The organism is Siminovitchia thermophila (assembly GCF_016909185.1).
GTDB classification, from domain to species: domain Bacteria; phylum Bacillota; class Bacilli; order Bacillales; family Bacillaceae_C; genus Siminovitchia; species Siminovitchia thermophila.
On the sequence record NZ_JAFBFH010000064.1, the window covers coordinates 1 to 5441 of the forward strand.

A 5441-nucleotide genomic window follows, 5' to 3' on the forward strand; every position below is an offset into this window, starting at 1 on the left:
TGTATATAGTTAGGGTTCCTGTAGCCATTGTCTTTTATCAAAATTGTACATATTAAAACAGTCAAAAGTGTACATATCATCGTTGACATTTATACATATTCGAGTATTTCTAAGTGAAGGTTGTTTTCTAAATCTAAAAGAATACGATTATCGGAACGGGTCAGATATACATACCTGGGAATTCCCTGCTCCTTCCTCCAATTCATAAAATATGCAGTAAAATCTTCCGTACTGATTTTTTGATCTAAATCCAATGTGAGCGGATCCACTTTCCACTCCGCAAGTGACAGAAGGATATTTCCGTACCTAATACTTGGCAGGGCAGATGAGTGTTCAAGCTCTCCCCAATCAAACGGCATCCAGTGCCTGACACCTTCTAAGGCAACTTCCCTTAGGAACCTGCACACATTTGGGGCATTGGAATAATCCAGCATATGGCATGTGACAGGAATGATCTTTTTATTCAGCCTCTTGGACTTTAAGTAAAAGGATTCCAGATTGCATCCTACAACGATATCTTCCAACGGAATTTGCTTATCAGATGACTTAGAGGAGTTTGTTCCAACGACAATTTCATATTCTCTAGTATTCTTGGAAACCATTAGATTCGCGGCGCGTCCGGCAGGAGGCAGATAGACTAACTCTGCAAAGATGGAATCAGTGTACAATGATTCTTCTGCTTTGCTTGTATCTGCCATTTTATGCCCGATCGATTCATCTAATATATCTATAAATCTTCCAAACGTTTTACCAGCAGCTGCGGAACCTGGGTTTCCTCCAATAATCATTTCAAAATTACCTTCATCAATCTCAGTTTCGTGATTCGCTAATATCTGGAAGTACAACTCCATGGATATAGGTGCCTGGGAGGCTGGTTCAAATTGTTCAATTTGTTCCTTGCCTGATAGCCTTTCGATATCCCGATCAGTCAGATTGATTTCCATACTGCCGTTTTTTATCGCTTTTGTCATAAGTTCGAGTAAAACTTTGGTTCGATATGGTGTAAATTTATCCCTTGTTTTTTTTAGCGACCTGGAGGAAGGTGGAAATTCATATGTAGCAGGATAGCCCAGGCCCATATCTTCATCCAGCAGTGTTAGAAGTGGAACTTCCTGATAGGTTCCATACCGTTCTACAAAATCTTCACGATAGCGGTCAATGTGTTCAAAGCCGCTATGAGGAGCTGATAACTTCCAGAGAGTCTCTGCTGCTTTTTCCACTGTATCCTTTACATTTTTACTAAGTGTTAATGTTTGAGTGTTCATCGCTAAATCGACTTGAATGAAGCTCTGTGCATCTGTCACTTTTTTCATGGTTTCTTTTAATAGAGTGTATGTCTTCTCTCCTTTACCAACTAAAGTGCAGTTATATTCATTAAACAGGGTCAGTACATTGTTCAATTCCTCTAAAATGGGATAATGAATTTGGTTCTTGATTAATTTTTCAATCAAACTTTCAAAAGGGTTTACATCCATGAGTGAGGGGCGTATTTCACTGATTAAAAATTCCTGCTTTAAGAGCTCCTTCACAAAATCAATAATCGTATTAATGTCTACCCGGGGATATAGTTCTTTTATAGAATGGACCAGCTCTGAAAAAACAACAGGTTTATCAGCTAGTTTAAATACGTCTTCGACTACTTGAGTAAAACGAATTGTGGGTTGTTTATTGTAATTGTCCCCATCTTTAAATAACTGTCCAAAACCTGTATGGAATAGGAGCTTCACACGCGTGCCATTATAATATAGTGAATGATTGCGCTGAACTTTAAGATGGAAAAGCACTTCATCCACTTCCTCAAGAATGCTGATTGCCTTTAAAAGCCACTCCATATCGGGGCGAGCCCTCTTCTTAAACTGTCCGTTTTCTGGGATGACTAATTCTGTTTTTTCTCCAATCCTGCCGGCTTCCACACCAGAACATAAACCAAATGGTGTTGGACGTGTGGACATTCTAATCAGATATTTAAGGGCTGACTTGACCAATTGATTCTTCTTTGGTGAGTCACTGAACTTTTCCAGCTTTATTAGAGAATGGTAGAGGCTAGGGCTTGAAACATAGATGGCTTCTTTTATATCCCCATTTTTCATAATGTTGAAAAGGTGTGCCTCCGCTTGTTCCCCTTCTAAACTGCTCAATTCAGAATAAACCCGAAAGGGAATGAGAGGAGTTCTTAGCATAAAATAATCCAGTAAAGAGTACAGAGGCTCTTCTTTTTTAACGCTACTCTTTTTAATATTATTTCTATCCTTGACTTTCAACATATTTCACTCCTTTTAGGTCTGTCAGTTCCACTTCAGCTGGTCTTTCCAGAGACAGAAAATACCCCTGGCCTCTTCTCGTTTTAATAATCTCAGGATTATTGGGGTTCACCTCAATCTTCTCGCGCAGTTTATGTATGTATACATATAGATTGTCCGTTCCTACAGTTTCATCAAACCCCCAAACTAGATCAATCAGTTTTTGGGAGCTGCATATTTTCCCCGAATGGTCGATGAGCGTTTTTAATATACGGAATTCCAAGGAAGAAAGTACGATTACTCTACCGCCCTTAATTAGCACTCGGTCCTCTGTATCAAGCACGGTATCCTTGGTCAGCTTAATCAGCGCATGATCTTTCTTTTCATCGGCAGTTTTGTTTTTTTCATAGACTATACGCAAAGTGATAGTTTCAAGCAAATTTTCATAATTCTTATTGAAACTTGTCACAATGATTGAAATGTCATTATAAATTGTGACCCGTTTGAAAAAGCCAATCATATCTTTTTCAAGCAGATTCTCATCAATGACAATGGCAAAACATTGTTTGAGCAGAACAAATGATATGTCCCTCCAATTTCGCAAATGGAGAATTTGAAAGTCAGCTATTTCACCTATAAATCCATGCTTCTCTAAAATATCTCCACATTTTGAAACAATCAAAATATTTATAGCAGAATCCTCCCTTAGCAGAAAAACTTAATTATTTGTAATATCATTATTTTTATATAGATATAGCGCACTAATCAAAGCCAAGACACCAATGACAGATATTGACGCTAGGCCTGAATAAATGCTACTCTGCCTATAATTTGTCAGATCCGTGACCACCAGGCTGAAAAAATAGGGGTTTAACAGCTGCCAGTCTCCTAATGCCGCAAAGAGCATTACGATAGAAGTTGTACATCCTATTACTGCTGTAAGAATTCCCGCAACGTTATTCCTAAAGGCAATGCTGGCCAATATAGTTATGCAAACTATTGCACACTGAGTCACCGATATTTTCAAGCTATTTAGGATCTCCGTCTTTATGAAATGCGGGGGCGGCGGAACGTCAGCGAAGAGAAGACATATGATAAGGTTTACACTAAAAATAAGCATGCAAGATAACAAGATAAACAGATAAATAATGAACATTTTCCCTATAAAAAAGGAGGTTCTTGTATATGGGTAGGTAAAATGGGCTTCCACAGTACCTTCACGGTATTCCCTTGAAAAGATATAACTGGCAATACCTGCATAGAAAATTGGTGCTATGAGAACAGTCAGTAAGAAGTTTACAAAGCTTAAAGACGTATTCCAATTAAAGGATGAGTCCTCTAAAAACCCGGAGACCGCGATATAAATAAAATTAAAGATAATCGGTATAAGAATAACGCCCAAAATCATCCATGGAACAATCGTCCTTCGCAATTTCAATAATTCAGTCTGCAGGATAGTAATCAAGATGATCTCCCTCCTCCGTGATGGATAAAAAGTAATTCTCAAGGGAGTCTCGTGCATTAATCATTTCATATACTTCCACGGAGCCCTCAACCATCCTTGCATTCAATTTTGCAGCATCAACTCTATTGTAAATCTTAATCATTCCACCATTGCAAACGACGTATTCTGAAATTTCCATCTCATTTTCAAGAATGAATGAAGCTTTATTTACATCATTTACGGATAACTGTAAATATCTTTTTTTCTTTTCCTGCAAGGCTTCATAATTTAGTTCTTCAATTAAATTTCCATTATGTATAATGCCGAGAACACTGGACAAGTGATCAATCTCAGATAAGATATGGCTCGATAACAAAATAGCCACCTCATAATTATTAACCAATTTCATCAAGGTCTGTCTCAGTTCTTTCATGACTTGAGGATCCAGACCATTGGTCGGCTCATCCAAAATAAGAAATTCCGGATAATGCAGCATCGACCTGGCGATCCCAAGCCTCTGCTTCATCCCAATTGAAAAGTCCTCCACCTTTTTGTCTTTGTATTGGAAGAGGTTTAACTTTTTCAGCATTTCTTCCGTTCGTTTTTTTGATGTAATTCCCATTAGCCGCCGGTGTATTTCCAGGTTTTCTTCGGCCGTCAGGTTATGATAAAAGGTGGAAGCGCTGATGAAAGAACCAATTCTCTCAAAGATGGATTGATGTTTAGCCGGGTTTTTCCCAAATAGTTCAACCTTTCCCCTTGAGGGCTTGATTAAGTGCAAGATCATTTTCAAGGTGGTTGTTTTTCCAGCACCATTTCTTCCTATCAATCCATATATTTCTCCCTTTTTGATTGTCATATCAATATTTTTTACCACTTGTTTATTCTGATAGAGTTTTGTTAGGCCAAATGTCCTCAATACATACATTCTCGTCCTCCTCCCTTTTATGGCAGAAGCCTTACAAATAAGGTGATATTACCAACACTTATAATATTACTGAATTTTCTTTAAGTATTCCTAAACATTCCCTTACATTTCTCTTACATTTAATCATCAACCATTAAAGAGAAGGAAAAGCTGGTTTTTTCATAAGGTTTACTTGTTACTTTTATTTCTCCATTTTGTTTTTCTACTAATTTCTTTGTAATGGATAAACCAAGTCCATTTCCTGCATTACTGCGGGACCTCTTAGATTGAAACAGCCGATTAAATACATGGGACAAATCTTTTTCCGATATCCCTTCGCCTTTATCCCAAATCTCAACCCAGTAGAAGCTATCTATGCGCTGTATCTGCACCCCAATCATTTTTCCCTCAGCCCCATATTTAATCGCATTGTGAATCAGGTTATACAAGATTCTTTCAACAGATCCTCTGTCACACTTTACAAAAAACGGCTCCTCTGGCAAATCAATCATTGGGGTCAGACTTTTTTTTTCAAACTCAACAAAAAAGGTCACAAAGACATCTTTTATGATATCAACAATATTTTCTCTTCTAAGTATAATGTCAATCTCGTCAGCTTCAAGTTGTGACAGCTCAAAAAAAGATTCAGTGATTTCCGTTAACTTCTGGGCTTTCTGATAAACCACTTCAAGGTATTTTAGCCGCTCTTCTTCATTCATTCTATAGCTTTCCTTATAAATAACCTCCATATATCCTAATAGACTCTCGGCATTCGCCGAGTTAGATGGGTCAAAGGATCTCTTGACCCAACTGTTTGATTCCCCTCCTACTTTGTAGGAGTTTTTTATTT

Annotated in this window: 5 protein-coding genes; all 5 read right to left on the bottom strand. The window is 37.8% G+C overall.

What is annotated here, in order from left to right; all coding sequences use genetic code 11:
* Nucleotides 1–89 precede the first annotated feature (89 nt).
* Nucleotides 90–2264: a lantibiotic dehydratase family protein gene (locus JOC94_RS22270; protein ID WP_077112437.1), complete on the bottom strand. Its 2175-nt coding sequence runs from the start codon at nucleotides 2262–2264 to the stop codon at nucleotides 90–92.
* On the bottom strand, nucleotides 2245–2922 hold the full coding sequence (locus JOC94_RS22275; protein ID WP_077112439.1) for a winged helix-turn-helix domain-containing protein: 678 nt from the start codon (nucleotides 2920–2922) through the stop codon (nucleotides 2245–2247). Before JOC94_RS22275 ends, JOC94_RS22270 begins: the two co-directional genes overlap by 20 nt.
* A gap of 36 nt (nucleotides 2923–2958) precedes the next feature.
* Complete coding sequence (locus JOC94_RS22280; RefSeq protein WP_077112441.1) at nucleotides 2959–3705, bottom strand: ABC transporter permease; 747 nt, start codon at nucleotides 3703–3705, stop codon at nucleotides 2959–2961.
* The gene (locus tag JOC94_RS22285) at nucleotides 3683–4612 is read right to left on the bottom strand and encodes an ATP-binding cassette domain-containing protein (RefSeq protein ID WP_077112443.1); all 930 of its coding nucleotides are present in this window, start codon (nucleotides 4610–4612) and stop codon (nucleotides 3683–3685) included. The genes JOC94_RS22280 and JOC94_RS22285 overlap by 23 nt, the downstream gene beginning before the upstream one ends.
* A 119-nt stretch (nucleotides 4613–4731) precedes the next feature.
* Nucleotides 4732–5310: a sensor histidine kinase gene (locus JOC94_RS22290; RefSeq protein WP_205180394.1), complete on the bottom strand. Its 579-nt coding sequence runs from the start codon at nucleotides 5308–5310 to the stop codon at nucleotides 4732–4734.
* Between the last annotated feature and the right edge of the window lie 131 nt (nucleotides 5311–5441).

Excerpts from the sequence above, each read along its gene's own strand:
- JOC94_RS22270 (WP_077112437.1), bottom strand. The coding sequence starts at position 2,264 with ATGTTGAAAGTCAAGGATAGAAATAATATTAAAAAGAGTAGCGTTAAA.
- JOC94_RS22285 (WP_077112443.1), bottom strand. The coding sequence starts at position 4,612 with ATGTATGTATTGAGGACATTTGGCCTAACAAAACTCTATCAGAATAAA.
- JOC94_RS22290 (WP_205180394.1), bottom strand. The coding sequence starts at position 5,310 with ATGAATGAAGAAGAGCGGCTAAAATACCTTGAAGTGGTTTATCAGAAA.